The following is a 26,028-nucleotide window of genomic DNA, read 5'->3' on the forward strand; positions in this document are numbered from 1 at the left end:
ACGCCGAGTTGCACCGCCATGCCACTCGACGTTGGGGCGAGACCGGCCCGCCGTTGGACCGAGCATTCCCCATCGACGGCGAGGATGTTAGCCCACGATCGGCCACTATCACGAGGTGTCGAGTCCCCGTGTCAGCAGCGGCTCGTTACAGACCGTTTCCCGGCATATGCCACCCGTGGCGTGACCTGGCAAGACCCTGAAAGTCGGATCAAGGACAGATTTCCGCAGGTATTTGCGGTGCGGCGTCTACTTTGCCCCGTACGGGGGAAAGTTCGGTATTCCAGATACTTGAATGTCCAACCGAGAATTGCACACTGACTGTCGCCGATACGTCACTCACCGGAGCCAGGGGTGGAATCCTTCGATGATCTTCAAATGCTCGCCTCATGGCAAAAGTTGAAGGCTTCACCTGTGCAAAGCCATCTGAACGGGTGAACCGCTCACCTGTTCAGCCCATTCGGTGTGCCAACTTCAGCACGCGGCGTGTCGAGTCGGTCGCACGGCCTAAAAGTCGGACTAATGGCGCAGGGCTCCGTTGACGAGGTCGCGCGCGGGTGACGTCATCGCTCCCGGCGCCGGCCGCAGCGGCAGCACCGGCACCGGCATCGCCCCGCCGCGCACCGCACCCAGCCCGGCCAGCAGGTCCAGCACCGGCTCCAGCTTCTCGTAGAGCACCAGCACCACGTCGCCCGGCGCGGAAAGGTCCAGCGCCGCGGTCACCGCCTCCCGGCAGCCGACGGCCCGCACCGCGCGCAGCTTCGGCCGCCGGGCGCGCATCTCCCGCTCCACCAGAGTGGACACCTCACCCGGCTGCCGCCCGCGCGGGTCGTCATCGTCGTAGAGCACCGCCCGGCCCACGCCGTCAGCCACCACCTGCGCGCAGGCCGCCAGCAGGTCGTCCCGGCGGTCGCCGGGCAGGGTCACGGCCGCCACGCAGCGCTCCGCGCCCCACAGCCGGTGCAGCGTCCGCAGCGTGGCGGCGAGCGCGGCCGGGTTGTGCGCGTAGTCCACGAACAGCGAGAGGTCGCCGAGCCGCAGCAGAGTGCCCCGCCCCGGGTTGGCCACCGCCGGGTCGAAGTCGGCGAGCCGGTGCACCACCGACTCCTGCGCCGCACCGAGCGCCCGGGCCGTGGCGGTCGCCGCCAGCGCGTTCGCGGCCGCGTGCAGGGCCGCACCACCGAACGCGCCGGGCAGCTCGGCCAGCCGCACCAGCGGGGTCCGCCGGGCGCCGGTCGCCTGCACCAGCCACCCGTTCTGCAGCAGGTACGCGGTGGCGCCCTTGGCCAGGTGCTCGACCAGCACCGGCTGCTCGGCGTCGAGGCCGAACCAGACGATCCGCTTGCGGTCGGCCCGCACCCGGGGCCGGTCCACCAGGCTGCGCACCCACGGGTCGTCGGCGTTGAGCACCAGCGTGCCGCCGTCCCGGACCCGCTCGGCCACCAGCGCCTTGACGTGCGCGATGTCCTCGATCGTGCCGAGCCCGTCCTGGCCCAGGTGGTCCGCCGTGATGTTGGTGATCACCCCGACGTCGGACCAGTCGTAGCCCAGGCCCCGCTTGATCAGCCCGCCGCGGGCCGTCTCCAGCACCGCCATCTGCACGGCCGGGTCGCCGAGCACCATCTGGGCCGAGAGCGGCCCGGTCGCGTCCGCCCGGAAGATGCACCGGCCGTCGATGCTCACCCCGTCGGTGGTGGTCAGCCCGAGCCGCTTGCCGGTGTCGCCGAGCAGGTGGGCGGTCAGCCGGGTCACCGTGGTCTTGCCGTTGGTGCCGGTCACCGCTGCGGTCGGGATCCGGCCGTCGCTGCCGGCCGGGAACATCGAGCGGACGATGGCGTCGCCCACGTCCCGGGCCCGGCCGCGCACCGGCGCCAGGTGCATGCGCAGGCCCGGTACGGCGTTCACCTCGATCACCCCGGCGGCCGGCTCGACGCCGTCGACCACCGGCCGCAGCGGCTCGGCGATGTCCGGCAGCCGCAGGTCGATGCCGGCGATGTCCAGCCCGACCAGGGCGGCCACCCGCAGGCACAGGCCGGCCACGTCGGGGTGCACCCGGTCGGTGACGTCGTGGCTGGTACCGCCGGTGGACAGGTTCGTGGTGTCGCGCAGCCACACCTGGCAACCGCTTTCCGGCACGCTGTCCAGCGTCCGGCCCTGCCGGGCCAGCACCCGCTGCACGCTCTCGTCCACGGTGATCCGGGTCAGCACCCGGGAGTGCCCGGTCCCGCGCCGCGGGTCGGTGTTGGTGCGGTCGATCAGCTCGGTCACCGTGCGGCGGCCGTCGCCCAGCACGTACGCGGCGATCCGCTCGGCGGCCGCCACCACCGCGCCTGCCACCACCAGCACCCGGTAGTCCCGGCCGCCCAGCTGGCGCTCGACCACCGCGTCCTCGCCGGCCGCGGCGAACGCCCGGGCCAGGTCGTCCTCGGTGGCCACGCCCAGGGTGACCCGGTCGCCGTGCCGGCCCTGCCGGGGCTTGACCACCAGCGGCCCACCCAGCTCGGCGAACAGCCGGGCCGCCTCGGCCGTGGTCCGGGCCGGCCCGCCGTCCGGGATCGGCACGCCGGCGTCGGCCAGCAGCCGCCGGGTGATCTCCTTGTCGCCGGCCACGTCGATGCCCACGCCGCTGGTGCGGTCGCTCATCGCGGCCCAGGCCAGCCGGCGCCGGTCGCCCCAGCCGAGGCGCACCAGGCTGAGATCGCCGCAGCGTTCTACCGGGATGCCCCGCCGCCGGGCGGCCTCGATGATCGACCGCGTGCTCGGGCCGGTCGCCTCCCGTTCGGCGAGCGCCGCCAGGCCGGCCAGCCGACCGGCGAATCCATGCTGCATCTCGGGTATGCCGGCACCGGCCGCGGCCAGCGCGACGCTGGAGAAGGTGCGCCCGGCCACCACCTCGCCGACCAGGTCGACCGCGGCGTCGAGCAGCGCGCGCGGCACCAGCGACTCGGGCGGCTCGTCGATCGGGCACTCCATGATCAGGCGGTAACAGCCGGGCTCGTCGGTGGAGACCGTGCGGCCGAAGCTGACGTCCCGCCCGATCAGCTGGGACAGCTCGATGCAGACGTGCTCGGTGACGTGCCCGAAATAGGTGCCGCCGCGCAACCGGCTGACGAACCCGCCCGGCGCGCCGGCCGCGCAGTGGTGCTCGGCCAGCCCGGGCAGCGCCCGCAGCAGCCGTTCGGCGAAACCGGTGAGATCCGAGGTCTCCCGGCCGGCCAGTTCCTCCAGCCGCAGCCGCGCGACCACTGCGGGCCGGGACAGGTACACGTTCGGGCCGCGCAGGCGGCGCAGGCTTTCGATCTTCATGGGACTGCTCCCCGTTGAGCCGCGGGTGCGTCGACGACCGGCCGGCGTCCCGTGAGGTGGAAGATGTGTCCGGCGGGCAGCACGTGGATGCGCGCGTCGGCCAGCGTGATCGGGCCCTGGGCCGGGACCCGGATGTCGGCGGCGCAGCCGGCGTCGACCACGGTGACCGCGCCGCTGCCCAGCACCTCGAAGTAGTCGCCGTCGGTGAGGATCGCGGTGTCCTCGTCGATGCCCAGGCCGAGCTCGTGCGGATACAACGCGACCGCGCTGAGCAGCCGGTTGACCCGGCCACGCTCGGCGAAGTGCTGGTCGATCAGCACGCCGGGGAGAAATTCAAGACCGGGTCCGGTACGCACGCAGGCCCGGCTCACCCCGGGCGCGTCACCGCCGACGATCATCGTGCCGCTCATCATGGCGGCGCCCGCGCTGGTGCCGGCCAGCACCACCTCGCCGGCCGCGACCAGCGTCTGCAGCAGCGAGTCGGTGGCGGTACCGCCGATCACGGCGGCGATCCGCTCCTGGTCGCCGCCGGTGAAGAACACTCCGGTGGCCCGGCGCAGCACCGGCTCGACCCGGCCGTCGTTGGCCTCGGCCCGCACGGTCAGCCGCAGGGCCCGCACGTCACCGGCGCCGAGCGCGGCGAACGCCTCGCGGTGCGCGGCCTCGGCCGACGCGGGCGCGGAACTGGCCGTGGCAATCACCACGATCCGGGCCGCCGCTCCCCCGGCCAGCTGCACGAATCGGCCGAGCAGCGCCGGACCGGCAGCCCCACCGATGATCAGGAGGCGGCCGCGGCGCATTTCGGCGGCGATCGGCAAGGCACCTCCTCCGCTCGACCAAGGTGACCATTACTGAGGTTATGCGGAACAATTACGAAACATCCGGCTAACGGGTGGGAAGGAGGTGTTCGACCTCCGCCGGTCCCCGAGTGCGGAGACCGGCAGCCGCAGCGGCGCCCAGGAGGAAACGACCGCAGCCACGGTCGGCAATCTAACGGCGACGGGCCCCCGGACCCGGACGCGGCACGATCGCGCGGTGGTCGCCCACCCGGTGGCCGGCGGCGCAGTGCACCTCGGCGTGCACCGGCTCGCCGCAGTCGCGGTGCACGAACTCCAGCGGCGGGCCCTCGGGATCGGCCAGGTAGCGGTTGCCCCAGGCGATCATCGTGATCAGGATCGGGTAGAGATCGAGACCCTTGGGGGTCAGCCGGTATTCGTGCCGCACCCGGCTGCCCGGCTCCTGGTACGGCTCGCGGCGCAGGATGCCGTGCTCGACCAGCGCGGCCAGCCGGTTGGCCAGCACCTGCCGCGGTACGCCGGTGCGGACCCGCATGTCATCGAAGCGGCGGATGCCGTTGAACACCTCGCGCAGCACCACCACGGTCCACTTCTCGCCGAGGACCGCCATGGTCCGGCCGATCGTGCAGCCGTCGATCGACCAGTCCAGCGCAGGTGTGGCAGACATGACAGAAAGGCTAGGTCTGTTTGACAGACGCAGCAAATCAGTGCGAGCCTGCGTCCATGACGCAGACCCAGCAGGACGGCCGCACCCGTACCTTCGGCTGGACCGATCCGGCCGTGCACGCCGAGCTGATCGGCCGCCGCAGCGGTCTCGACCTGCTCCAGGCGATGGCCAGGGGCGAACTGCCGGCGCCGCCCATCATGCAGCTGATCGACCTGGCCGGCCTGGAGGCCGAGGAGGGCTCGGTCACGCTCCGGCTGGACCCGCAGGAGTTCCACTACAACCCGCTGGGGACCGTGCACGGCGGGGTGATCTCGACGCTGCTGGACACGGCGGCCGCGTGCTCGGTGCACACCACGCTGCCGGTCGGCGTCGGCTACACGAGTCTCGATCTCACGGTGAAGTTCCTGCGCCCGATCACGATCGCGTCGGGGCGGCTAACCTGCACCGGGTCGGTGCTGCAGCGGGGCCGCCGCACGGCGCTGGCGGAGGCCCGGCTGGTGGACGGCCGCGGCAAGCTGGCCGCACACGCGACCAGCAGTTGCCTGATCTTCGATCTGTAGTTACTGCTGCTTCTGGATCTGCCGCAGGCGGCGGGCCTCGCGCTTCTCCTCGAACCGGGACGCCTGGGCCTCGAGGTCGTCCATGTGCGCGGCGAGGCGGTCGCGGGCCTTCTCACCGTCGGCGGACAGGCCGGTGCGGTTGAAGATGTTCCACTGGCGGATCACCGGCTGGAGCACCTCGTCGCGGTGCTGGCGCAGGTCGTAGATGCCGGCCAGGGCGATCGAGAGCGCCTTGCGGCCGAAGCCGTCGATGTTGGCGCCGGGCATCTGGAAGTCGGCGACCACGTCGGCCACCGCGCGCATGGCGTGGTCGGCGTCCAGCTCGAACGCGGCGGTCAGCAGGTTGCGGTAGAAGACCATGTGCAGGTTTTCGTCCGCGGCGACCCGGGCCAGCAGTTGCTCGGCGATCGGGTCGCCGGTGGCCTTGCCGGTGTTGCGGTGCGAGATGCGGGTGGCCAGCTCCTGGAACGCCACGTAGGCGATCGAGCTCAGCATGTCGTCGCCGTTGACGTTGCTGTAGCCGGACTCCATGTGGGCCATCCGGGCCCGTTCCAGCGCGTTCGGGTCGACCGCGCGGGTCACCGTCAGGTAATCCCGGATCGCGATGCCGTGCCGGCCCTCCTCCGCGGTCCAGCGGTGCACCCAGGTGCCCCAGGCGCCGTCCCGGCCGAACAGCGTGGCGATCTCATGGTGGTACGAGGGCAGGTTGTCCTCGGTCAGCAGGTTGACGATCAGCGCCGTACGGGCCACGTCGGGCAGCTTCGAGTCGGCCTCCTGCCACGCCTCACCGCCGAGCAGGCCGTCGAAGGTACGGCCCTCGCTCCACGGCACGTACTCGTGCGGGAGCCACTCCTTGGCCAGCGACAGGTGCCGGTCCAGGTTGGTGGCCACCACGGGTTCCAGCTCGATGAGCAGGGCAGTCTGGTCCACTCGTTCTCTCCCTACGGTTGCGTAACCTACGTAACCGTAGCCTCCTACCCGGGGGTACTCCTACATTCCGCCACGTTCTCCCGGAGAGCGGTACTGGCACGCGTCGACCACCATGGATGACCGAGCCACGAGGTAGGGAGACAGCACGTGCAGCGACGCACCCTGATCGCTTTGGCCGCGGTCGCCACGCTCATCGCGCCGGCGGCGGCGAGCCCGGCCACCGCCGGTCCGCCCGGCGACACCGGCCGGACCCTCCAGGCAAAACTCGACGCGGTGATCGCCGCCGGGATGCCCGGCGCCTTCGCCGAGGTCCGCGACCGCCGTCGCACGTGGACGCCCACGGCGGGGGTGGCCGACGTCGCCACCGGCGCGCCGGTCCGCGACGGCATGCGGCACCGGGTCGGCAGCATCACCAAGACCTTCGTGTCGGCGACCGTGCTCCAGCTGGCCGGCGAGCGCCGGATCGGGCTGGACACCCCGATCGGCCGGTACCTGCCGCGGCTGGTACCCGGCGAGGTCGGCCGGCAGGTCACGGTCCGGATGCTGCTCAACCACACGAGCGGCATCGGCGACTACGACACCGAATTGATCAAGACCGTGGACGACATCGTCCGGCTGGGCGAGACCACCTTCGCCCCGTCGGAACTCGTCCGGATCGGGCTGGGCGCGGCGCCCACCGGCGAGCCGGGCGCCGCGTTCTCGTACTCGAACACCAACTACATCCTGGCCGGGCTGATCGTCGAGAAGGTGACCGGCCACAGCTACCGGGCCGAGGTGCAGCGGCGGATCATCCGGCCGCTGGGCCTGCGCGACACCTACTTCCAGGGGTCCGACCTGGGCATCCGGGGTCCGCACATGCACGCGTACGTGCCCTGGGTGGACGGCGATCTGCGCGACTTCACCCGGTACAACATGACCTGGGCGTGGGCGGCCGGCGAGCTGATCTCGACGGGCCGCGACCTGAACGTCTTCTACCGCGCACTGCTCACCGGCCGGGTGCTGTCGCCGGCCCTGCTCGCCGAGATGCAGACCGCCACCGGCGCGGAGGGGTACGGGCTCGGCCTGTACTCGGTCGACCTGCCGTGCGGCCGGTTCTGGGGCCACGACGGCGGCACGGTCGGGCACCAGACCGTCTCGTGGCACAGCCCGGACGGCGAGCGGCAGGTGACCTATGCGCACAGCATGGCCTGGTACCAGACCTCGCCGACCGAGCCGCACCCGATCGATGTGGCGTACGTCGATTTCCTGGTGACCGCGCTGTGCGGCACCGGCGCGGCGCAGACGTTCACCGCGCCGGCGCTGCCGCGGACGGTCGACCTGACGCGCCCCTTCTAGGCGCCGGTGACCGCGGGGTGCAGGTCGGCGGCGGGCGGCTGCCAGGTGGTGGCGTCCGCCTCGACCTGCTCCCCGGAGCGGATGTCCTTGACCGTGTCCGGCTCGCCGGGGAACCAGACGTACGGAATGCCCCGCCGGTCGGCGTACTGGATCTGCTTGCCGAACTTGGCTGCGGCCGGCGCCACCTCGGTGGCGATGCCGCGCCGGCGCAGCGCCGCCGCGGTCCGGTCGCAGGCGGCGCGCTGCTCCTCCTGGGGCAGCGCCACCAGCACGCAGGTCGGCACCTTGCGGGAGACCTCGAGGGCCTGCCGGCCGAACAGGATGCCGAGCATCCGGGACACGCCGATCGAGATGCCGACGCCCGGGAAGCGGTCGTTGCCGCTGGACGCCAGGTTGTCGTAGCGGCCGCCGGAGCAGATCGAGCCGAACCGCTCGTACCCGGTCAGCAGTGTCTCGTAGACGGTGCCGGTGTAGTAGTCGAGCCCGCGGGCGATCTTGAGGTCGGCGACCAGCAGCCCGGGGGCGTGCTCGCGGGCCGCCTCGACCACCCGGACCAGCTCGTCGAGGCCCTCGTCGAGCAGCGGATCGGTGATCCCGAGCTTGCGCACCGCGTCGGCGAACGAGGCGTCCTCGGCCGAGATCGAGGCCAGCTCGACGCACGCGTCGGCCTGGGACCGGGTGGCGCCGGCCGTCGCGACCAGCTGCTCCGTCACCTTGTCCGGGCCGATCTTGTCGAGCTTGTCGACCACGCGGAGCACCTGCGCGGTGTCCGACAGGCCCAGGCCGCGGTAGAAGCCCTCGCACACCTTGCGGTTGTTGATCTGGATCCGGACCCGCGGGATCGGCAGGCCGCCCAGCGCGTCGCCGATCACCAGCGGCATCTCGGTGTCGTAGTGGAACGGCAGGTTGTCGCGGTTGACCACGTCGATGTCGGCCTGCAGGAACTCGCGGTAGCGGCCCTCCTGCGGGCGCTCGCCCCGCCACACCTTCTGGATCTGGTAGCGGCGGAACGGGAACTGGAGCTTGCCGGCGTTCTCCACCACGAAGCGGGCGAACGGCACGGTCAGGTCGAAGTGCAGGCCGAGCTGGTCCTCCTCGTCGGTGCCGCCCTGCAGGCGGTGCAGGAGGTAGACCTCCTTGGACGTCTCGCCCTTGCTCAGCAGGGTGTCCAGCGGTTCGACGGACCGGGTCTCGAGCGGGGCGAACCCGTACAGCTCGAAGGTGGTGCGGACCCGGTCGAGAACGCGCTGCTCGATCATGCGCTGTGGCGGCAGCCACTCGGGGAAGCCGGAGATAGGCACAGAACTTCCTTTTGTCTAGAGACCGCGGCCGGGATTCGCGGCGACCAGACCCCGGAGGTACGGGTTCTGCGCGCGCTCGCGGCCGATGGTGGTGGCCGGACCGTGGCCGGGCAGCACGACCGTTTCGTCGGCCAGCGGCAGGATCTTGTCCCGCAGGCTGGTCATCATCGTGCCCGTGTCGCCGCCCGGCAGGTCGGTGCGCCCGATCGATCCCGCGAAGAGCACGTCACCGGAGAAGCACACCGGCGCGTCGTCTCCGGGCAGGCGGAACAGCACCGACCCGCCGGTATGGCCGGGCGCGTGGTCGACCAGGATCTCGAGACCGGCCAGGGCCAGCGTCGCGCCGTCGGTCAGCTCGGCCACGTCCTCGGGTTCGGCGTACGGCAGACGGCCGCCGAACAGCTGGGTGAGGTCGGCGCTCAGGCCCTTGGCGGGATCGGCGAGCATCTCTCGATCACCGGGGTGCACGTACGCCGTGATGCCGCGCGCGCCGCACACCGGGGTCACCGAGAACGTGTGGTCGAGGTGGCCGTGGGTCAGCAGCACGGCGGCCGGTTGGAGCCGGTGCTCGGCCAGCACCTCGTCGAGGCGGTCGAGCACGCCGATGCCGGGATCGACGATCAGGCACTGCTCACCCGGGCCGGCGGCCACCACGTAGCAATTGGTGCCGAAGGCCTGCGCCTCCACGCCGGTGACGAGCACATCGAGCCCTCTCTGCAGACAGGTGCGAATCGTAACGAGCCTAGCCGGGCGGGGGCACACCACTTTCTCAGGAGGTACCCGTACACTCTTGCGGGCGTGTCACAAGGTGTATGAGGAAGGACAGCGTTCGGTGGCTTCCAGTAGGGACCGGCAGCGCAAGCTGGCGCGGGCGAAGCTCGATCGGCAGATGGCGCGGCGTGCCACCAAGGAGCGCCGTCGCCGGCGTCTGCTGGCCGGCGTCGGTTCCGGCGTCGCCGTGCTGGTCATCGTGGCGGGCGTGGCCTGGATCGGTGGAGCGTTCGACTCCGATGAATCGACCGATGCGGCCGCACAGGACGTATGTGCCTGGACCCCGCAGAGCACTTCCACAAACACCAATCTGAAAGACGTCGGCACCCCGCCCACCAAGGACATCCCCACCCTGGGCACCCAGCCGATGACCATCACGACCGATCAGGGCGGGCCGATCACGGTGAGCCTCGACCGGGAGAAGGCACCGTGCGGCGTCGAAAATCTTCGATTCCTGGCGGAGAAGAAATTCTTCGACAACACCACGTGCCACGAGATCACGACGTTCGGCGCGATCCGCTGCGGTGACCCGACGGGCACCGGCATGGGCGGCCCGGCCTACACGGTCTACAGCGAGAACACTCCGGCCGCGCCGGACCCGTCGCCCAGCGCCAGCACCGCGCCCAAGGCGGCGGACACCCCGCTGTACCCGGCCGGCACGGTCGCGCTGATCGGCAACCCGCCGGGTTCCAACGGCAGCCAGTTCTACATCTTCTCCAAGGATTACTCCCCGCCCACCCCGGAGTACTCGATCGTCGGCGCGGTCTCCGGCGGCATGGAGACGGTGACGAAGATCAGCAAGATCGCCACGGTGGAGGACAGCGTCGGCAGCAAGATCAAACCCAAAACCCCGATCACCATCAAGAGCCTGACCGTCGGCGAGACCGCCGCCTCCGCGGCGCCGTCGGCTAGCGCCCAGTCTTAATATCCCCAGGCCGAGAACCAGCAGGAGGAAGACCGTGTCGTCGATCAAGGACCGGCAGCGCGCGGCGGCGCGGGCCCGGCTCGAGAAGGAGATGGCCGAGCGCGCCGCGTCCGCCCGCAAGCGCCGCCAGCGTCAAGCGATCATCGGGTCGGCGATCGCGGTCGTGGTCATCGCCGGTGCCGCGGTGTGGATCGTGACCGCCACCCGCGAGGACAAGAGCAGCACCCCCACGGCGGGCTCCGCCGTCCCGGCCGGCCAGGTGGCCTGCACCTGGACGCCGGACCCGGGCGGGGGCGGCAAGGTGAAGGACGTCGGCACCCCACCGGCGACCGTGCCGAACACCGGCACCGCCACCCTGGTCATGAACACCAACCTGGGCGAGATCAAGGCGACCCTGGACAAGTCCAAGGTGCCCTGCACGACGGCCAGCTTCGAATACCTGGGCAACAAGAAGTTCTGGGACAACACCAAGTGTCACCGCCTGGTGAACGAGCAGACCTTCAAGGTGCTCCAGTGCGGCGACCCGTTCGCCACCGGCAAGGGCTGGCGGGATACCGACGGCCAGGGCGGCCCGAGCTACACGATGGCCGAGGAAAACCTGCCGACCGACACCAACAAGCCGTACCCGGCGGGCTCGATCGCGATGGCCAACACCGGTCAGCCGGGCAGCACCGGCAGCCAGTTCTTCATCGCCTCGGAGGACACCCAACTGCCCGCCAACTACACCCTGCTCGGTGTGATCACCACGGGCCTCGACATCGTCAAGGACGTGGTCAAGGCGGGTGACGACGGCGCGTTCAAGGCGTCGGCCGGTGGCGGTCACCCGAAGAAAGAGATCACCATCAAGACACTTCAGGTCGTTGCTGGCTGATCAGCAAGTGACATAGCGAGGGGCGGAGCCGATCGGCTCCGCCCCTCCTGCTATGCGCCGCTGGTGACGCGGTAGGCGTCGAAGACGCCGTCCACCTTGCGCACCGCGGCGACCAGGTGGCCGAGGTGTTTGGGGTCGGCCATCTCGAACGTGAACCGGCTGACCGCGACCCGGTCGCGGGTGGTGGTGACGGTCGCCGAGAGGATGTTGACCCGTTCCTCGGAGAGCACCCGGGTGACGTCGGCGAGCAGCTTGTGCCGGTCGAGCGCCTCCACCTGGATGGCCACCAGGAACGTCGACGCGCTTGTCGGTTTCCAGCTCACCTCGACCACGCGCTCGTCCTGGTCGCGCAGGTCCTCGGCGTTGGCGCAGTCCTCGCGGTGCACGCTCACGCCGCCGGAGCGGGTGACGAAGCCGAACACCGCGTCACCGGGCACCGGGGTGCAGCAGCGGGCCAGCTTGACCCACACGTCGCTGACGTCCTTGACCACCACGCCCGGGTCCTGCGCGGTGCTGCGGTTGCGCGGCGGGCGGGTCGCGACGGCGGTCTCGGCGATGTCCTCGACCGCGCCCTCCTCGCCGCCGAAGCCGGCCACGAGCTTTTGCACCACGGACTGCGCCGAGACGGTGCTCTCGCCGACCGCCGCGTACAGCGAGGCCACGTCGGGCAGGTGCAGGTCGCGCGCGATGGTCGTGAGGTTTTCGCTGGTCAGCATGCGCTGCAGGGGCAGGCCCTGCTTGCGCATCGCCTTGACGATCGCCTCCTTGCCGATCTCGATCGCTTCCTCGCGCCGCTCCTTGTTGAAGAACTGCCGGATCTTGGTGCGGGCCCGCGGGCTCTTGACGAAACCGAGCCAGTCCTGGGTCGGGCCGGCGTTCGACGACTTCGACGTGAAGATCTCGATGACGTCGCCGTTGGACAGCGTCGACTCCAGCGGCACCAGCTTGCCGTTCACCCGCGCGCCGATGCACTTGTGCCCCACCTGGGTGTGCACCGCGTACGCGAAGTCGACCGGCGTCGACCCGGTGGGCAGCGGGATGACGTCGCCCTTCGGCGTGAAGACGTACACCTCCTGGCTGGAGAGGTCGAAGCGCAACGCGTCGAGGAACTCCGACGGGTCGCTCGCCTCACGCTGCCAGTCGAGCAGCTGCCGCAGCCAGGTCATCTCGTCGATGTGCGCCGGCGGGCCGACGATCGTCGCGCCCTTCTGCTCCTTGTACTTCCAGTGGGCGGCGATGCCGAACTCGGCGGTGCGGTGCATCGCGAACGTGCGGATCTGCATCTCGACCGGCTTGCCGGTCGGGCCGATGACCGTCGTGTGCAACGACTGGTACATGTTGAATTTCGGCATCGCGATGTAGTCCTTGAACCGGCCCGGCACCGGCTGCCAGTTCGCGTGGATGACGCCCAGCGCGGCATAGCAGTCGCGGACCGTGTCGACCAGGATGCGCACGCCGACCAGGTCGTAGATGTCGTTGAAGTCGCGGCCCCGTACGATCATCTTTTGATAGATCGAGTAGAGGTGCTTGGGCCGGCCGGTGGTCTCCGCCTTGATCTTCGCGGATTTCAGGTCGAGGCTGACCCGGTTGGTCACCTGGCGCAGCAACGCCTCGCGCTGCGGCTGGTGCTCGCCGATCAGGCGGTTGATCTCCTCGAACCGCTTGGGGAACAGCGTGCCGAACGCCAGGTCCTCGAGTTCCCACTTGATCGTGTTCATACCGAGGCGGTGCGCCAGCGGGGCCAGGATCTCCAGCGTCTCCTTGGCCTTCTGCTCCTGCTTGGCGCGGGGCAGGAAGGTCAGCGTACGCATGTTGTGCAGCCGGTCGGCCAGCTTGATCACCAGGACCCGAGGGTCCTTGGCCATCGCCACGACCATCTTGCGGATCGTCTCGGCCTTGGCCGCGTCACCCAGCTTGACCCGGTCGAGCTTGGTGACGCCGTCGACCAGCAGCGCCACCTCGGCGCCGAAGTCGTTGCGCATCTGGTCGAGCGAGTAGTCGGTGTCCTCGATCGTGTCGTGCAGCAGCGCCGCCACCAGCGTCGTGGTGTCCATGCCCAGGTTGGCCAGGATGGTCGCCACGGCGAGCGGGTGCGTGATGTACGGGTCGCCGGACTTGCGGTATTGCCCCGAGTGCCAGCGCGCGGCCACGTCGAAGGCGCGCTGCAGCTGGCGGCCGTCGGCCTTGGGGTGGCTGGCCCGGTGGGTCGCGATCAGCGGCTCGAGCACCTCGCTCACCTGGGTGCTCTGCCACGGCGCGTTGAACCGGGCGAGCCGGGCCCGGACCCGGCGCCCGGTGGGCGCGCTGGCCAGGCCGAAACCGCCGGTCGGCTCCTCGCCGGGCGGCATGGGCTGGGTGACGTCCGGATCGGGCGTCGGCACCGCAGGACGGGGGCCTGCGGGCGTACGGACCTCCTCGGCCGGAGCCTCGGAAGCAGCCTCGGGGGCGGCCTCGGGCGCCACTGCGTCCGTGCCGGTCCGTGAGTTGTCGGTCGGCTGCACCGTGCCCTCCGCCGGAGGGGCGACGTCGCTGGACACCGGCCTCCTCACACCATCGCCTGGAACCACCCCGGTCGCCGTCGACCGGAACGGTCCGTTGCCAGAGTTCGTCACCTGGTTCGGAACGCCATCCTACCCGTACGGTCTTCCCTGGTGGCCCGGCCGAACCTCCGAAAGAGCGGCATCGTCCGGGCGAAGCCGGATCAAACGGTCAGCAGGGCGTGCACCGTCCGGGGGCTGAGCCGCTCCCGGCCCTTGAGGAAGGCCAACTCCATCAGGACGGTGAAACCCGCCACCGTGCCGCCGGCCCGCTCGACCAGCTCCAGCGCCGCGCCCGCCGTGCCGCCGGTGGCCAGCACGTCGTCGACGACCAGAACGCGCTGTCCGGCGATGAACGCGTCCTCGTGCACCTCGAGGGTGGCTTCGCCGTATTCCAGCTCGTACGAGGCGGACAGGGCCTTGCGCGGCAGCTTGCCGGCCTTGCGCACCGGCACCACGCCGCAACCGGCCGCGTACGCCACCGCGGCGGCCACCACGAAGCCGCGCGCCTCCACCCCGGCCACCACGTCGAAACCGTCCGACCGCCCGTCCGGTCGGTGATGCGCCAGTATGCCGTCGATCACCCGGCGGAACGCCGCACCGTCGGCGAAAAGCGGCATCAGGTCCTTGAACACGATGCCCGGCTTGGGGAAGTCGGGCACGTCCACCGTGCCGGCCGCGACCACGGCCGCCAACTCGGGCCCGCTGTCGCCGCGGGGAGTCTCATCGGTCACGGGCGACAGCCTATCCACACGACGAACGGCCCGCCGGAACCGGCGGGCCGTTCGGTGTCGCAGAGGTCAGCGGCGCTTATTGCCGCCGCTGGGCCGGTTGCCGGCCCCACCGGGACGACCGCCCCGGTTGGCGTTGCGCTTCGCGGTCGGCCGGGTGCCCGGCCGCGGCGCCGGCGAGCCGGCACCCGAGGAGGACGACGCCAGCGCCGGCGCCTCGTCGGACGCGGTCATGTTCGCTTCGCGCTTCTGCCGCGCGGTCGGCGCCACGTCGCCCGACTTGGCCGCGGCCCGGCGGGCCAGGACCCGGGCGGTGTGCGCCTTGATCTTGGGCTCCCGGTCCTTGAACGCGGACAGCACCGGCGCCGCGAACAGGATCGAGGACACCACGCCGAAGCCCATGCCGACGAACAGCACCAGGCCGAGGTCCTTCAGCGTGCCGGCACCGAGCAGGCCGGCACCGATGAAGAGCAGGCCGCCGACCGGCAGCAGCGCCACCAGGCCGGTGTTGATCGACCGCATCAGGGTCTGGTTGACCGCCAGGTTGGTGGCCTCGGCATAGGTGCGGCTACTGCCCGCGGTGATGCCGCGGGTGTTCTCCTGCACCTTGTCGAACACCACCACGACGTCATAGAGCGCATAACCGAGAATTGTCAGGAAGCCGATCACGGTGGACGGCGTCACCTCGAATCCGATCAGCGAGTACACGCCCGCCGTCAGAATCAGGTCGAGCATCAGCGAACAGACGGCCGCCGCCGCCATCCGCCACTCGAACCGGACCACCAGATAGGCCATCACGAGGATCAGGAAGACGATCAGACCGATCACGGCCTGTCGGGTTACCTGACCACCCCAGGCCGGCGACACCTGGTCGTCACTCACCTGCTCGGGCGGCACCCCGAGGCTCTCGACGATCTGCGCCTTGGCCTGCTCGGCCTGCTGCGCGGTGAGCGCCGAGGCGCGGACCGTGTAGCCCTTGTTGGCGCCGGTGCCGACCTCCTGGACGGGCAGCACCTCGGCTCCCGGGTCGACCGACGTGATGGCGCTGTTCACCGCCTCCTCGAACTGCGCCAGCGTCACCGTCTTGCCGTTGGTCGTGGCCGGAACGCTGAACGACGTGCCGCCGGAGAACTCGATACCCAGGTGGAAACCCTTGATCGCGATGCTGCCCGCGGAGATCACCACGATCAGCGCCGCCAGCAGGAACCAGACCTTGCGGCGGCCAACGATGTTGATGTTCGCTTCGCCCTGGTACAGGCGAGTGGCGAGACCGGCCTTGGCCATCTCAGGCCTCCTTGACATCGGTCTGGGCGGTGCGCAGGACGCGGCCGAGACCACTGACCCGCGGTGACAGGAACGCCTTGGTGTTGGCGAACATCGTCATGATCGGGTGCCGGAAGAGGAACACCACGAGCAGGTCGAGCACGGTGGCCAGGCCCAGCGCGAACGCGAAGCCCTGCACCGCGCCGATCGACACTACGTAGAGTACGACCGCGGCCAGGATGGTGATCGTGTTCGCCGAGATGATCGTCCGGCGGGCCCGCACCCAGGCGCGGGGCACCGCACTGCGCGGACTTCGACCCTCGTGGATCTCGTCCTTCAATCTTTCGAAGTAGATGACGAACGAGTCCGCGGCCACACCCAATGACACGATGAATCCGGCGATTCCCGCGAGGGTCAGCGTGAAGCCCACCGCCCGGCCGAGGAAGACCAGGGCCAGGAAGGTCATCAGACCGGAGATCGCCAGGCTCAGGAAGATGACCGAGCCGAGCAGGCGGTAGTAGAAGAACGCGTAGACCGCCACCAGGGCCATGCCGATCGCGGCGGCCAGCAGACCGGCCTTCAGCTGCGCGATGCCCAGCGTCGCGGAGACGGTCTGCGCCGGGCCGGAGCTGAACGTCACCGGGATGGCACCGAAGTTGAGCTGGTCGGCCAGCTCCTTGGCGGAACCCGCGTTGAACTGGCCGGTGATCTGCGAGGTGCTGGTCAGCACGCCCTGGATCTGCGGCGCCGAGATCACGGTCTTGTCCAGCACCACCGCCACGGCGCAGTGCTCGATGGTCGAGTACAGCGCGGTGGCCGCCTGGTAGCACGGGTCGTTCGAGGTGGCCTGGAACGCCTGCCGGGTCAGGTTGGCCCACTTGGTCTGGCCCTCGCTCTTGAAGTCGAGCGAGACCACCCACTGGCCGGACTGCTGGTCGAGCTGCGGGCTGGCCTTGGAGATGTCGTCACCGACCACCGGCGCCTTGTCCAGCTTGATCTTCGCGCCCATGTAGCAGGCGGTCTGCTGGGAGTTGACGTCGTCCATCGAGCCGTTCGGCCGGGCGTCCAGCTGGGTGCAGCTGATCGTCGGGACGTTGAACTGCATCTCCGGGCCGAGCACGCTCACCTCGGCGCCGGACAGCTTGCCGAACCCGGCGAACGGCAGGCCCGCCTTCGGGTCCGCGGACAGGTCCACCGGCGCGGTCAGCTTCTCGGCGGCGGCCCAGGCGGCCGGGCCGATCTTCTTCTGCACGTCCGCCTTGGTGACCTGCTCGTCGCCGGGCCCGGGCGCGGCGGCCGGGGCACTCGGTGCGGCGCTCGGCGCGGCCGACGGGCTGGTGCTCGGGCTCGGTGCCTTGGCCATCTCGCCACCGCCCTGGCCGCCGGCCGACGGCGCGGCGCTGGGCACGGCGGCCGGCGCGCTGGCAGCACCCGAGGCGGGCGCACCCGCCGGGGCGCTGGGCGCGCCCGACGCCGGGGCACTGGGCGCCGCGGAAGCCGGGTTCAGCGCGGTCTGCGCGACATCGCCGGTCACCCCGACGAGCAGCCGGAACCGCATCTGCGCGGCCTGCGCCAGGTCCTTGAGCTGGTCGTCGGCCTCGCCGGCCAGGGACACCACGATGTTGCGGTCGCCCTGAATCACCACCTCGGCCTCGGAGACACCGAGCGCGTTGACCCGCTGCTCGATGATCCCGCGGGCCTGCTCCATGCTTTCCTTCGACGGCACCTGGCCGCCCTGCACGGACGCGATGTAGGTGGCCTGCGTGCCGCCGATCAGGTCCAGGCCCAGCTTGGGTTCGAGCCGCTGGGTGAAGCTGCCCTTGGCGTCAGCCGCGAAGAAGGCCAGTAGAAACAGGACAATGGTGACCAGGCCGAGCACGGCAAGCTGCCGCCCGGGATGCATCTGTCCCTGTGGTGGTCGTGCCACGGCGTTCGGTCTCCCTGTTTGTCACAGCCGCCCGCGGGCAGCGTCAGTCCGATGTGAGTGGCCGGTCAGCGGCCGGACGGATCGGCCCGTCGGCTCAACACGCCGCGGGCCGATCCGGAAACTATTTGTCAGTCCTTTTTACGCGTGTCGGTGATCGTGTCGTCCACCGGCTCCTCGACGAGGGCCGCCTCATCGGCGGCCTCCGTCTCGGCGGCGGCGTCCTCCCGCGGAAGAATGCGGGAGATCGCCTGGCGAGCGAACTGAACGGTCACGCCCGGAGAGATCTCCAGGGTTGCGACATCGTCGACGATCGATACTACCGTGCCGTGCAGACCGCCGATCGTGACGATCCGGTCGCCCGGGCCGAGCGCCGACTGCATCTGCAAAGCCTCACGACGCCGCTTCTGCTGCGGGCGGATCATCAGGAAATAGACGACGCCGAAGAGCAGGAGCAGGAACAGGATCGTGGTGAACCCGTTTCCTGCCGAGCCGGCGGCAGGTTCTGCCTGAACCACAAGAAAGCCTTCCGTAGGCCGCCGACGTCGCGGTACGCGTCGGGGCGATATACACAACCCGGTTGAACCGCGGCGAGTCTAATCGGTCAACCTGGGAAGTCCGAATGCGGCACACATCACGTTCACATTACGAGGGGATTTCATACGTCTCGTGCGAAGAGATCCCCCTGCATCGTCCCCGACGGCGGCGTCTTGCCGAGATGCAACCAGCCCGCCTCGGTCGCCACCCGCCCGCGCGGCGTGCGCGCCAACAGGCCGGCACGCACCAGGAACGGCTCGCAGACCTCCTCGACGGTGTCGGATTGCTCACCGACCGCCACGGCAAGTGTGGACAAACCCACCGGACCGCCACGGAACGAGTCGATCAGCGCCCGCAGCACGGCCCGGTCCAGCCGGTCGAGGCCGAGCGCGTCCACGTCGTACACCTTGAGGGCCTCGCGGGCGCTTTCCTCGGTGACCACCCCGTCGGCCCGCACCTCGGCGTAGTCCCGGACCCGCCGCAGCAGCCGGTTCGCGATGCGCGGCGTGCCGCGCGACCGCCCGGCGATCTCCGCGGCTCCCGCGTCGGTGATCGGCACCCCGAGAATCCGCGCCGACCGGTGCAGCAGGGCGTCCAGATCGGCCGGTGAGTAGAAGTCGAGGTGCGCGACGAACCCGAACCGGTCTCGCATCGGCCCGGACAGCAGCCCGGCCCGGGTGGTCGCACCCACCAGCGTGAACGGCTCGACGTCGAGCGGGATCGCGGTGGCACCCGGCCCCTTGCCCACCACCACGTCGACCCGGAAGTCCTCCATGGCGCTGTAGAGCAGCTCCTCGGCCGGCTTGGCGATCCGGTGAATCTCGTCGATGAACAGCACGTCACCGGGCCCGAGGCTGGTGAGGATCGCGGCCAGGTCGCCGGAACGCTCGATCACCGGCCCGCTGGTGGTCCGGATCCCGGTCGCCAGCTCGGCCGCCACGATGTTGGCCAGGGTGGTGTTGTGCACGACCAGGTCATTGACCGTGAACGTGTGGTCGCCGTCGACGGTGAGGCAGCGGCACTCGTGCAGGCCGGCCGGTTCGACCGATACCACCCGGTCCGGCGCGAGCCGCTCGTCGAAGCGATCCCGGCGCGGTGCCCACTCGCGCAGCCGCACGCCGCGCTCCCCGATCGGCGTGACCCGCTCGACGAACCGCGCCGCGTCGTCCTGGCTGGTGATCGACAACCGCCAGGACTCGTGCGGGCGGCCCTGGTAGCGGCCGCGCTTGAGCTTCAGCCGCGACTGGATGCCGAGCCGCAGCAGCAGGTGCTGGGTGTCTTCGAGAAGGCCACGGGAAACGCTGTAGTACTCGATGAGCACGTCATACCGGTCCCGGCCACGCCGGGTCACGGAGCCGTCACACGCGAAGTAGGCGGCCAGAAAGGCACTGACCTGCCAGGCGTCCCCCCGGAACACGAACCCGGGAACCCGCTTCTGCCAGGCGGTCTTGCCGAGCAGACCGGTCTCCTGCAACCAGGGTTTGAGCCCGGAGATCCGGATCAGTTCGCTCCGAGCGGAGTTCGGACGCGTCTTGTGGGTATAGCGGAGCCTGTCGCAAAGCGCCCGGAAGTCGTCCAGCACGACCGGGTCGCCCCCGGTAAAGGTGACCTGGTTGCTCGTGCAACCGTCACCGATCATGTAACCGGCCAGGCGGAACTCGTCAGTCTCCTCAGTGCTCTGCGCGACGGTCTGCGGCTCCAGCACGTTGGCCAACACGTCCTGCGGCGTGAGGTCGCCCGCCTTCACCCAGCCCTCGGTGGTCCAGAACGGGTGGTCCGGCGCCGCGACCACCTCCCGGCCGGTCGCGGTCCGGATGCGTACCGAATCAAGCTCGCCCTGCTCATGCACCACAAGCACAGCGGCCGGCTCGCCGGTCCGGGTGATCACCTCGACCCCGGCCTCGATGTCGCCGAGGCGGCGCCGGGAGCCGTCGGCCATCAGCACCAGCGCGTCCACCGATACCGGCTTGCCGAGCCCCGGAGGCCCCGAGAGCAGGATGTGGTCCGGCGGGGTGCCGCGGCCCATCGCGCCCTTGAGCAGCAGTTCCAGCTGATCGCGCACGCGGTGCTGGGCGATGAACTCGGCCAGCCGGCGCGGCCGGACGCTCGCCTCCGCATCCAGCTCGTCGTCGCCGGCGTCGTCCGAGACCAGGTCGCGCTCCGTCATCGGGTGCGGCCCAGCAGGCGGATCGCCTGGCGCAGCAGGACCGGGACCGGCGGGACGTCGCCGTCGATGGTTTCGGCCACCGCGGCCACCGCCTGCTCGGCCTGGGCGGCCGACCAGCCCAGCGCCAGTACGCCCTGGCGTACCTGCTCCTGCCAGGCGCCGTTCAGCACGCCCGCGGGCGCGCCGTCGGCCAGCGGCACCGGGCCGATGCGGTCGCGGAGCTCCACCACCAGTTTCTCGGCGCCCTTCTTGCCGATGCCGGGCACCCGGGTGAGCGTGGCCAGGTCACCGCCGACGATGGCGCGGCGGACCACGTCCGGGGAGTGCACGGCGAGCACCGCCTGCGCCAGCCGCGGACCGACCCCGCTCGCGGTCTGCAGCAGCTCGAACAGGTGCTTCTCGTCGTCGTCGGCGAAGCCGTACAGGGTGAGCGAGTCCTCGCGTACCACCATGCTGGTGTACAGCCGGGCCTCGGCACCGGTGCGCAGGCCGGCGAGGGTGCCGGGCGCGCACTGGACCTGGAGGCCCACGCCGCCGACCTCGATCACGGCGCTGTCGGGGGCGACGGCGACCACCACGCCGCGGACGCTGGCGATCATCGACGGGCTCCTCGGATGTTGCGCGCTGCCGCGTGCGCCGCGGCCTCGATGCGGGCGCGGGTGCCGCCGCGCCAGATGTGGCAGATGGCGAGCGCGAGGGCGTCGGCCGCGTCGGCCGGGCGGGGTGGGGCGTCGAGGTTGAGCAGGCGGGTGACCATGCTGGTCACCTGGGTCTTGCCGGCGGTGCCGGAGCCGGTCACGGCCGCTTTGACCTCGCTGGGGGTGTAGGTCTGCACGGGCAGCCCGAGCCGCGCGCCGGCCAGGATGGCGACGCCGCTGGCCTGCGCGGTGCCCATCACGGTGCGCACGTTGTGCTGGGAGAACACGCGCTCGACGGCGACGCTCTGCGGCTTGTGCTCGGCGAGCAGGTCGGCCAGCGATTTGTCCAGGTGGAGCAGGCGCAGCGCGATGTCGTCGTCGGGTTCGGTGTAGACGACGTAGTACGCGATCAGCTTGCACGGCCGCCCGGGCACGCCCTCGACGACCCCGACCCCGCAGCGGGTGAGCCCCGGGTCGATGCCGAGCACGCGCACCCTGGACCTCCCCTGCCTCACGTACGTGTGTTCGACACCCTAATACGCCCCGGTCTTGCGCACGGCACCGACACGCCTCGACTATGAGGTCGGGAGGCAGGCATGTACCTCGTTCCGCCGATGGACGACGAACCGCCACCCGAGTTCGTCGCTTTCGTCACCAGCCACCTGGCCTATCTGCGCCAGGAGGTCCACCGGCTGGTGGGCGGCGATCCCGACGGCGTCGAGCTGTACCTGGACGTGCTGGCCGACGTGGCCGGCCATTGGCGGCGGCTGCGCTGGTGGGGCAGGCTGACCGGCCGCGACGCGCTGGGCGAGTATCTGCAGCGGCGCCTGGCGGCGCGCACCAAGCAGTGGCGCGACGACCAGATCTACGACGTGGACATCCATGTGGTCCGGCAGCATGCGATGGTTCCGCTTTTTGGCGGTACGCCGAGAAGCCTGGCATTCCGGAAAGCCGCGTTGCTCCCGGGTACGGCGCGCAGCGGGGCGATCCCGTACGCGGACGCCGGTATTGCCTGGGTGAAGGCCTACCGCAAGCAGGAGTGGCACCGGGTGGGCCGGCTGGTGGCCCTGGGCATCTTCCTGATCGGCGGCATGATCCAGTACATGACCCTGCTCTCGGATTACTGAGCGGCGCGGTATTCGGCCTCGAGCTCGGACAGCAGCAGAGTGCGTTCGCACTGATACCTGGGCTCGCCGCCGAACAACTCCAGCCGGTGCATGATGACCAGCGCGTCATCGTCAGAGCGGTCAGGCGTCTGATCCGCGATCCAGTACTGCGGAATGCCGCGCCGGGCGTACCAGTCCATCTTGTCGGTGTACTCGCCGTTCAGCGAGTTCGGCGAAACAACTTCGGCGACGAGGGCGTGGGCCGCGCCCGGCAAGTTCGAGTATGAAATCTTGCCGGGCGGCAGGCTCGTGACGACACCGACGTCGGGAAGCCGGCAGTCCCGCGGCCGATCCCCCAGCACGCCCGGGTCCTGGAACGCATCGAGACCGGCAGCGTGCAGCATGAACAACAGACGCCGCGAGATCACTCTGTGCCAGAACGTGGCCGGCGTCATGATGACGAGGTTTCCCTCGCGCAGTTCGTATCGGTAGCCCTCGGGCAGGGTGAGGAGGTCATCAACATCGAGGTCTCCGACTGGTGGCAGATTGAAGCCGGTCATCGCAAGCACCTCCTCACCCCACTAGCCGCTGAGCATGTTGTCACGCGTCAATGGCGGCCATGACCTCGTCGCTGACATCGAAGTTGGCGTAGATGTTCTGGACGTCGTCGCAGTCCTCGAGGACGTCGATCAGCTTGAACACCTTGCGGGCCGCGTCCTCGTCGACCGGGACCGTCATGGTCGGCACCAGCGACGACTCGGCCGAGTCGTACTCGATGCCGGCCTCCTGCAGGGACGTGCGGACCGGCACCAGGTCGGTCGGCTCGCTGACCACCTCGAACGAGTCGCCCAGGTCGTTGATCTCCTCGGCACCGGCGTCGAGGACGGCGAGCATCAGGTCGTCCTCGCTCAGGCCCGCCTTCGGCACGATCACCACGCCCTTGCGGTTGAACAGGTACGACACGCTGCCGGCGTCGGCGAACGTGCCGCCGTTGCGGGTCAGCGCGGTGCGCACCTCGGTGGCGGCGCGGTTGCGGTTGTCGGTGAGGCACTCGATCAGGATGGCCACACCGTTGGGCCCGTAGCCCTCGTACATGATGGTCTGCCAGTCGGCGCCGCCGGCCTCCAGGCCGGATCCGCGCTTGACCGCCCGGTCGATGTTGTCGTTGGGGACCGAGCTCTTCTTCGCCTTCTGGATGGCGTCGAAAAGCGTGGGGTTGCCCGCCGGATCTCCACCGCCGGTGCGCGCAGCGACCTCGACGTTCTTGATCAGCTTGGCGAACATCTTGCCGCGCTTGGCGTCGATGACCGCCTTCTTGTGCTTGGTCGTCGCCCACTTTGAGTGGCCGGACATGCGGAACCTCCGTGTCTCTACCGTGCGTCAGCGGCCTGGCGGACCATCTCGACGAAGTACCGGTGGACGCGCAGGTCGCCGGTGAGCTCCGGGTGGAATGCCGTGGCGAGCAGGTTCCCCTGCCGAACAGCGACAATCCTACCGGCGGCCGGCCCGTCCTTGACGCGGCCCAACACCCGCACGTCGCCGCCCACTTCCTCGACCCACGGCGCCCGGATGAAGACGGCGCGGAAATCGCCGCCCGCGATCTCGTCGATCGGCACCGCGGCCTCGAACGAGTCGACCTGCCGGCCGAACGCGTTGCGCCGCACCGTCATGTCGATCCCGTGGAACGACTCCTGGTCGGGACGGCCGTCCAGCACCGTCGCCGCCAGCATGATCATGCCGGCGCACGACCCGTACACCGGCATGCCGTCGGCGATCCGCTTGCGGATCGGGTCGAGCAGGCCGAACGAGACCGCCAGGTTGCTGATGGCCGTCGACTCGCCGCCCGGGATGACCAGCGCGTCGACGCCGGCGAGTTCCTCGGGCCGGCGCACCGGCCGGGCCAGCACGTCGCTCTCGGCCAGCGCGGACAGGTGTTCCCGGACGTCGCCCTGCAGGGCCAGCACTCCGATGTTCACTCGTCAGAGCTTAGGCTTCGGCGGTGTTCGCCCTGCGCCGGGTGCGCGACCACCTGGACCGCCACACCCCGGGCCGATCACGCTGGACATCCTGGTGGGCGGCCTGGGCCTCCGCGTCGACGATTGCCGCAAAACGTACGCCGACCTGAGCGCGGGCCGGGGTGACCTTCATCCAGGAACCCTCCGACCGCCCATACGGCGTAGAGGCCATCATGCGCGACAACACGGGCAATTGGCACTCCCGCCGTCGCAACCGGCGTCGGACCAATGCGGCCGACCCCGGAAACTGCGAAAGGCCGGCCCACCGGGGCCGGCCTTTCCGCAAGTGATCGAACCTCAGCCGAGCAGCTGGGGGATGCGCTCGAACAGCTGCTGGGTGTAGGTGATCATCTCGTGCAGCATCCAGTTGCCCGAGAACAGCAGGGCGGCGCCGCAGGCGGCGGCCTTCGGGACGAACGAGAGGGTCGCCTCCTGGATCTGGGTGACCGATTGGAACAGCGAGATCGCGAAGCCCACCGCGAGGGCGGTCAGCAGGATCGGCGCGGACATCTTGGCGGCGATGGTCATTGCCTGCAGGCCCAGCTCAACAATCATCGTGTCGGTCATGCCAGTCCATTCGGGCGCTGCGCGGGCTCGTGGAGTGCAGCAACGGTGCCCGACGGTTGCGGTTCGGTTCGGGCGCCGGAAACCCTCAAGTGCAGGCCACCGGGGGGTGGATTGGCCATCGGACGGGGCACCCCTGATGAGTACGATTCGGGTTACCGAATTCCTGTGCGAGGAGCCGATTCACCATGTCTGAGAACCAGCCCGCAGTCGGGACCGCGCGGGTCAAGCGCGGTATGGCGGAGATGCTCAAGGGCGGCGTGATCATGGACGTCGTCACCGCGGAGCAGGCGAAGATCGCGGAGGACGCGGGAGCCGTGGCGGTCATGGCGCTGGAGCGCGTGCCCGCCGACATCCGCGCCCAGGGCGGCGTGTCGCGTATGTCGGATCCCGACATGATCGACGGGATCATCAGTGCCGTGTCCATCCCCGTGATGGCCAAGGCGCGGATCGGGCACTTCGTCGAGGCCCAGGTGCTGCAGGCGCTGGGCGTGGACTACGTCGACGAGTCCGAGGTGCTGACCCCGGCCGACTACGCCAACCACATCGACAAGTGGCAGTTCACCGTGCCGTTCGTGTGCGGCGCCACCAACCTGGGCGAGGCGCTGCGGCGGATCACCGAGGGCGCCGCGATGATCCGTTCCAAGGGCGAGGCGGGCACCGGCGACGTCTCCAACGCGACCACCCACATGCGCAAGATCCGGGGCGAGATCCGCCGGCTGCAGACCCTGCCCGAGGACGAGCTTTTCGTCGCCGCCAAGGAGCTCCAGGCGCCCTACGAACTGGTCAAGGAGGTCGCCGAGGCGGGCAAGCTGCCGGTCGTGCTGTTCACCGCGGGCGGCATCGCGACGCCGGCCGACGCGGCCATGATGATGCAACTGGGCGCCGAGGGCGTCTTTGTCGGGTCCGGCATCTTCAAGTCGGGCAACCCGCAGCAGCGGGCCGCCGCGATCGTGAAGGCGACCACCTTCCACGACGACCCGGACGTGCTGGCCAAGGTGTCCCGCGGCCTCGGCGAGGCCATGGTGGGCATCAACGTCGACGACATCCCGGTGCCGCACCGCTTGGCGGAACGCGGCTGGTGAT

23 protein-coding genes and 2 pseudogenes are annotated in these 26,028 nt (G+C 70.2%); 6 read left to right on the forward strand and 19 right to left on the reverse strand.

Annotated elements, in window-relative coordinates; all coding sequences use genetic code 11:
- Positions 1–516 precede the first annotated feature (516 nt).
- From cphA to Ari01nite_RS00735, 3 genes are all read right to left on the reverse strand, one after another.
- Positions 517–3,303 carry a cyanophycin synthetase gene (gene cphA / locus Ari01nite_RS00725; RefSeq protein ID WP_203778431.1) on the reverse strand — a complete coding sequence of 929 codons (2,787 nt, stop codon included), beginning with the start codon at positions 3,301–3,303 and terminating at the stop codon, positions 517–519.
- A complete protein-coding gene (locus tag Ari01nite_RS00730) occupies positions 3,300–4,121 on the reverse strand; it encodes a cyanophycinase (RefSeq protein ID WP_239162380.1) in 822 nt (273 codons plus the stop codon). Before Ari01nite_RS00730 ends, cphA begins: the two co-directional genes overlap by 4 nt.
- A 172-nt stretch (positions 4,122–4,293) precedes the next feature.
- Positions 4,294–4,767 (reverse strand): winged helix-turn-helix transcriptional regulator, encoded by a 474-nt coding sequence (locus Ari01nite_RS00735; RefSeq protein ID WP_203778432.1) that lies wholly within the window; start codon positions 4,765–4,767, stop codon positions 4,294–4,296.
- A 56-nt stretch (positions 4,768–4,823) separates the two neighbouring features.
- On the opposite strand from Ari01nite_RS00735, the gene Ari01nite_RS00740 reads away from it, so the two are divergent.
- The gene (locus Ari01nite_RS00740) at positions 4,824–5,327 is read left to right on the forward strand and encodes a PaaI family thioesterase (protein ID WP_203778433.1); all 504 of its coding nucleotides are present in this window, start codon (positions 4,824–4,826) and stop codon (positions 5,325–5,327) included.
- On the opposite strand, the gene Ari01nite_RS00745 is transcribed toward Ari01nite_RS00740, so the two are convergent.
- Positions 5,328–6,257 carry an acyl-ACP desaturase gene (locus tag Ari01nite_RS00745; RefSeq protein WP_203778434.1) on the reverse strand — a complete coding sequence of 310 codons (930 nt, stop codon included), beginning with the start codon at positions 6,255–6,257 and terminating at the stop codon, positions 5,328–5,330.
- 147 nt (positions 6,258–6,404) lie between these two features.
- Here Ari01nite_RS00745 and Ari01nite_RS00750 point away from each other — a divergent pair, with 147 nt between their 5' ends.
- Entirely contained in the window at positions 6,405–7,592 is a 1,188-nt protein-coding gene (locus Ari01nite_RS00750) for a serine hydrolase domain-containing protein (RefSeq protein WP_239162381.1), read from the forward strand.
- On the opposite strand, the gene hisS is transcribed toward Ari01nite_RS00750, so the two are convergent.
- Both hisS and Ari01nite_RS00760 read right to left on the reverse strand, forming a co-directional pair.
- Positions 7,589–8,893: a histidine--tRNA ligase gene (gene hisS / locus Ari01nite_RS00755; RefSeq protein WP_203778435.1), complete on the reverse strand. Its 1,305-nt coding sequence runs from the start codon at positions 8,891–8,893 to the stop codon at positions 7,589–7,591. The genes Ari01nite_RS00750 and hisS overlap by 4 nt on opposite strands.
- A gap of 15 nt (positions 8,894–8,908) precedes the next feature.
- Entirely contained in the window at positions 8,909–9,595 is a 687-nt protein-coding gene (locus Ari01nite_RS00760) for an MBL fold metallo-hydrolase (RefSeq protein ID WP_203778436.1), read from the reverse strand.
- 130 nt (positions 9,596–9,725) lie between these two features.
- Between Ari01nite_RS00760 and Ari01nite_RS00765 the strand changes: the two genes are divergently transcribed.
- Together Ari01nite_RS00765 and Ari01nite_RS00770 are read left to right on the forward strand one after the other, a co-directional pair.
- Positions 9,726–10,589 carry a peptidylprolyl isomerase gene (locus Ari01nite_RS00765; RefSeq protein WP_203778437.1) on the forward strand — a complete coding sequence of 288 codons (864 nt, stop codon included), beginning with the start codon at positions 9,726–9,728 and terminating at the stop codon, positions 10,587–10,589.
- Between the two features lie 34 nt (positions 10,590–10,623).
- Complete coding sequence (locus Ari01nite_RS00770) at positions 10,624–11,460, forward strand: peptidylprolyl isomerase (protein ID WP_203778438.1); 837 nt, start codon at positions 10,624–10,626, stop codon at positions 11,458–11,460.
- Positions 11,461–11,510: 50 nt separating this feature from the next.
- On the opposite strand, the gene Ari01nite_RS00775 is transcribed toward Ari01nite_RS00770, so the two are convergent.
- The 9 genes and pseudogenes from Ari01nite_RS00775 to ruvC all read right to left on the reverse strand — a co-directional run bounded on the left by Ari01nite_RS00775 (position 11,511) and on the right by ruvC (position 21,751).
- Positions 11,511–13,997 (reverse strand): RelA/SpoT family protein, encoded by a 2,487-nt coding sequence (locus Ari01nite_RS00775; RefSeq protein ID WP_203778439.1) that lies wholly within the window; start codon positions 13,995–13,997, stop codon positions 11,511–11,513.
- 164 nt (positions 13,998–14,161) lie between these two features.
- Positions 14,162–14,731, reverse strand: a complete 570-nt coding sequence (locus tag Ari01nite_RS00780) for an adenine phosphoribosyltransferase (RefSeq protein WP_203778440.1) — start codon at positions 14,729–14,731, stop codon at positions 14,162–14,164.
- A gap of 66 nt (positions 14,732–14,797) precedes the next feature.
- A complete protein-coding gene (gene secF / locus Ari01nite_RS00785) occupies positions 14,798–16,012 on the reverse strand; it encodes a protein translocase subunit SecF (RefSeq protein ID WP_203778441.1) in 1,215 nt (404 codons plus the stop codon).
- Position 16,013: 1 nt separating this feature from the next.
- Positions 16,014–17,894, reverse strand: coding sequence for a protein translocase subunit SecD (secD, locus tag Ari01nite_RS00790; RefSeq protein ID WP_203778675.1), 1,881 nt, complete (start codon positions 17,892–17,894; stop codon positions 16,014–16,016).
- Positions 17,895–18,046: 152 nt separating this feature from the next.
- Positions 18,047–18,433, reverse strand: coding sequence for a preprotein translocase subunit YajC (yajC, locus tag Ari01nite_RS00795; protein ID WP_203778442.1), 387 nt, complete (start codon positions 18,431–18,433; stop codon positions 18,047–18,049).
- Positions 18,434–18,573: 140 nt separating this feature from the next.
- Positions 18,574–19,449 (reverse strand): annotated as a pseudogene (gene ruvB / locus Ari01nite_RS49530) (Holliday junction branch migration DNA helicase RuvB); the annotation flags it as partial.
- Between the two features lie 153 nt (positions 19,450–19,602).
- A pseudogene (locus Ari01nite_RS51640) lies at positions 19,603–20,619 on the reverse strand (LAGLIDADG family homing endonuclease); the annotation flags it as partial.
- Positions 20,616–21,218, reverse strand: a complete 603-nt coding sequence (gene ruvA, locus Ari01nite_RS00810) for a Holliday junction branch migration protein RuvA (RefSeq protein ID WP_203778443.1) — start codon at positions 21,216–21,218, stop codon at positions 20,616–20,618. The pseudogene Ari01nite_RS51640 and the gene ruvA, both read right to left, overlap by 4 nt.
- A complete protein-coding gene (ruvC, locus tag Ari01nite_RS00815) occupies positions 21,215–21,751 on the reverse strand; it encodes a crossover junction endodeoxyribonuclease RuvC (RefSeq protein ID WP_203778444.1) in 537 nt (178 codons plus the stop codon). Before ruvC ends, ruvA begins: the two co-directional genes overlap by 4 nt.
- A 102-nt stretch (positions 21,752–21,853) precedes the next feature.
- On the opposite strand from ruvC, the gene Ari01nite_RS00820 reads away from it, so the two are divergent.
- The gene (locus tag Ari01nite_RS00820; protein ID WP_203778445.1) at positions 21,854–22,384 is read left to right on the forward strand and encodes a hypothetical protein; all 531 of its coding nucleotides are present in this window, start codon (positions 21,854–21,856) and stop codon (positions 22,382–22,384) included.
- On the opposite strand, the gene Ari01nite_RS00825 is transcribed toward Ari01nite_RS00820, so the two are convergent.
- The 4 genes from Ari01nite_RS00825 to fliQ all read right to left on the reverse strand — a co-directional run bounded on the left by Ari01nite_RS00825 (position 22,378) and on the right by fliQ (position 24,945).
- Positions 22,378–22,923 (reverse strand): Uma2 family endonuclease, encoded by a 546-nt coding sequence (locus Ari01nite_RS00825; RefSeq protein WP_203778446.1) that lies wholly within the window; start codon positions 22,921–22,923, stop codon positions 22,378–22,380. The two genes, Ari01nite_RS00820 and Ari01nite_RS00825, sit on opposite strands and share 7 nt — an antisense overlap.
- A gap of 40 nt (positions 22,924–22,963) precedes the next feature.
- Complete coding sequence (locus Ari01nite_RS00830; protein WP_203778447.1) at positions 22,964–23,716, reverse strand: YebC/PmpR family DNA-binding transcriptional regulator; 753 nt, start codon at positions 23,714–23,716, stop codon at positions 22,964–22,966.
- Between the two features lie 17 nt (positions 23,717–23,733).
- Positions 23,734–24,339, reverse strand: coding sequence for a pyridoxal 5'-phosphate synthase glutaminase subunit PdxT (pdxT, locus tag Ari01nite_RS00835; protein ID WP_203778448.1), 606 nt, complete (start codon positions 24,337–24,339; stop codon positions 23,734–23,736).
- 336 nt (positions 24,340–24,675) lie between these two features.
- Positions 24,676–24,945, reverse strand: a complete 270-nt coding sequence (fliQ, locus tag Ari01nite_RS00840) for a flagellar biosynthesis protein FliQ (RefSeq protein ID WP_203778449.1) — start codon at positions 24,943–24,945, stop codon at positions 24,676–24,678.
- A 185-nt stretch (positions 24,946–25,130) separates the two neighbouring features.
- On the opposite strand from fliQ, the gene pdxS reads away from it, so the two are divergent.
- Positions 25,131–26,027: a pyridoxal 5'-phosphate synthase lyase subunit PdxS gene (pdxS, locus tag Ari01nite_RS00845; protein ID WP_203778450.1), complete on the forward strand. Its 897-nt coding sequence runs from the start codon at positions 25,131–25,133 to the stop codon at positions 26,025–26,027.
- The last annotated feature ends 1 nt before the right edge of the window (position 26,028 follow it).

The sequence above is a fragment of the Paractinoplanes rishiriensis genome, from assembly GCF_016862375.1.
Classification (GTDB): domain Bacteria; phylum Actinomycetota; class Actinomycetes; order Mycobacteriales; family Micromonosporaceae; genus Actinoplanes; species Actinoplanes rishiriensis.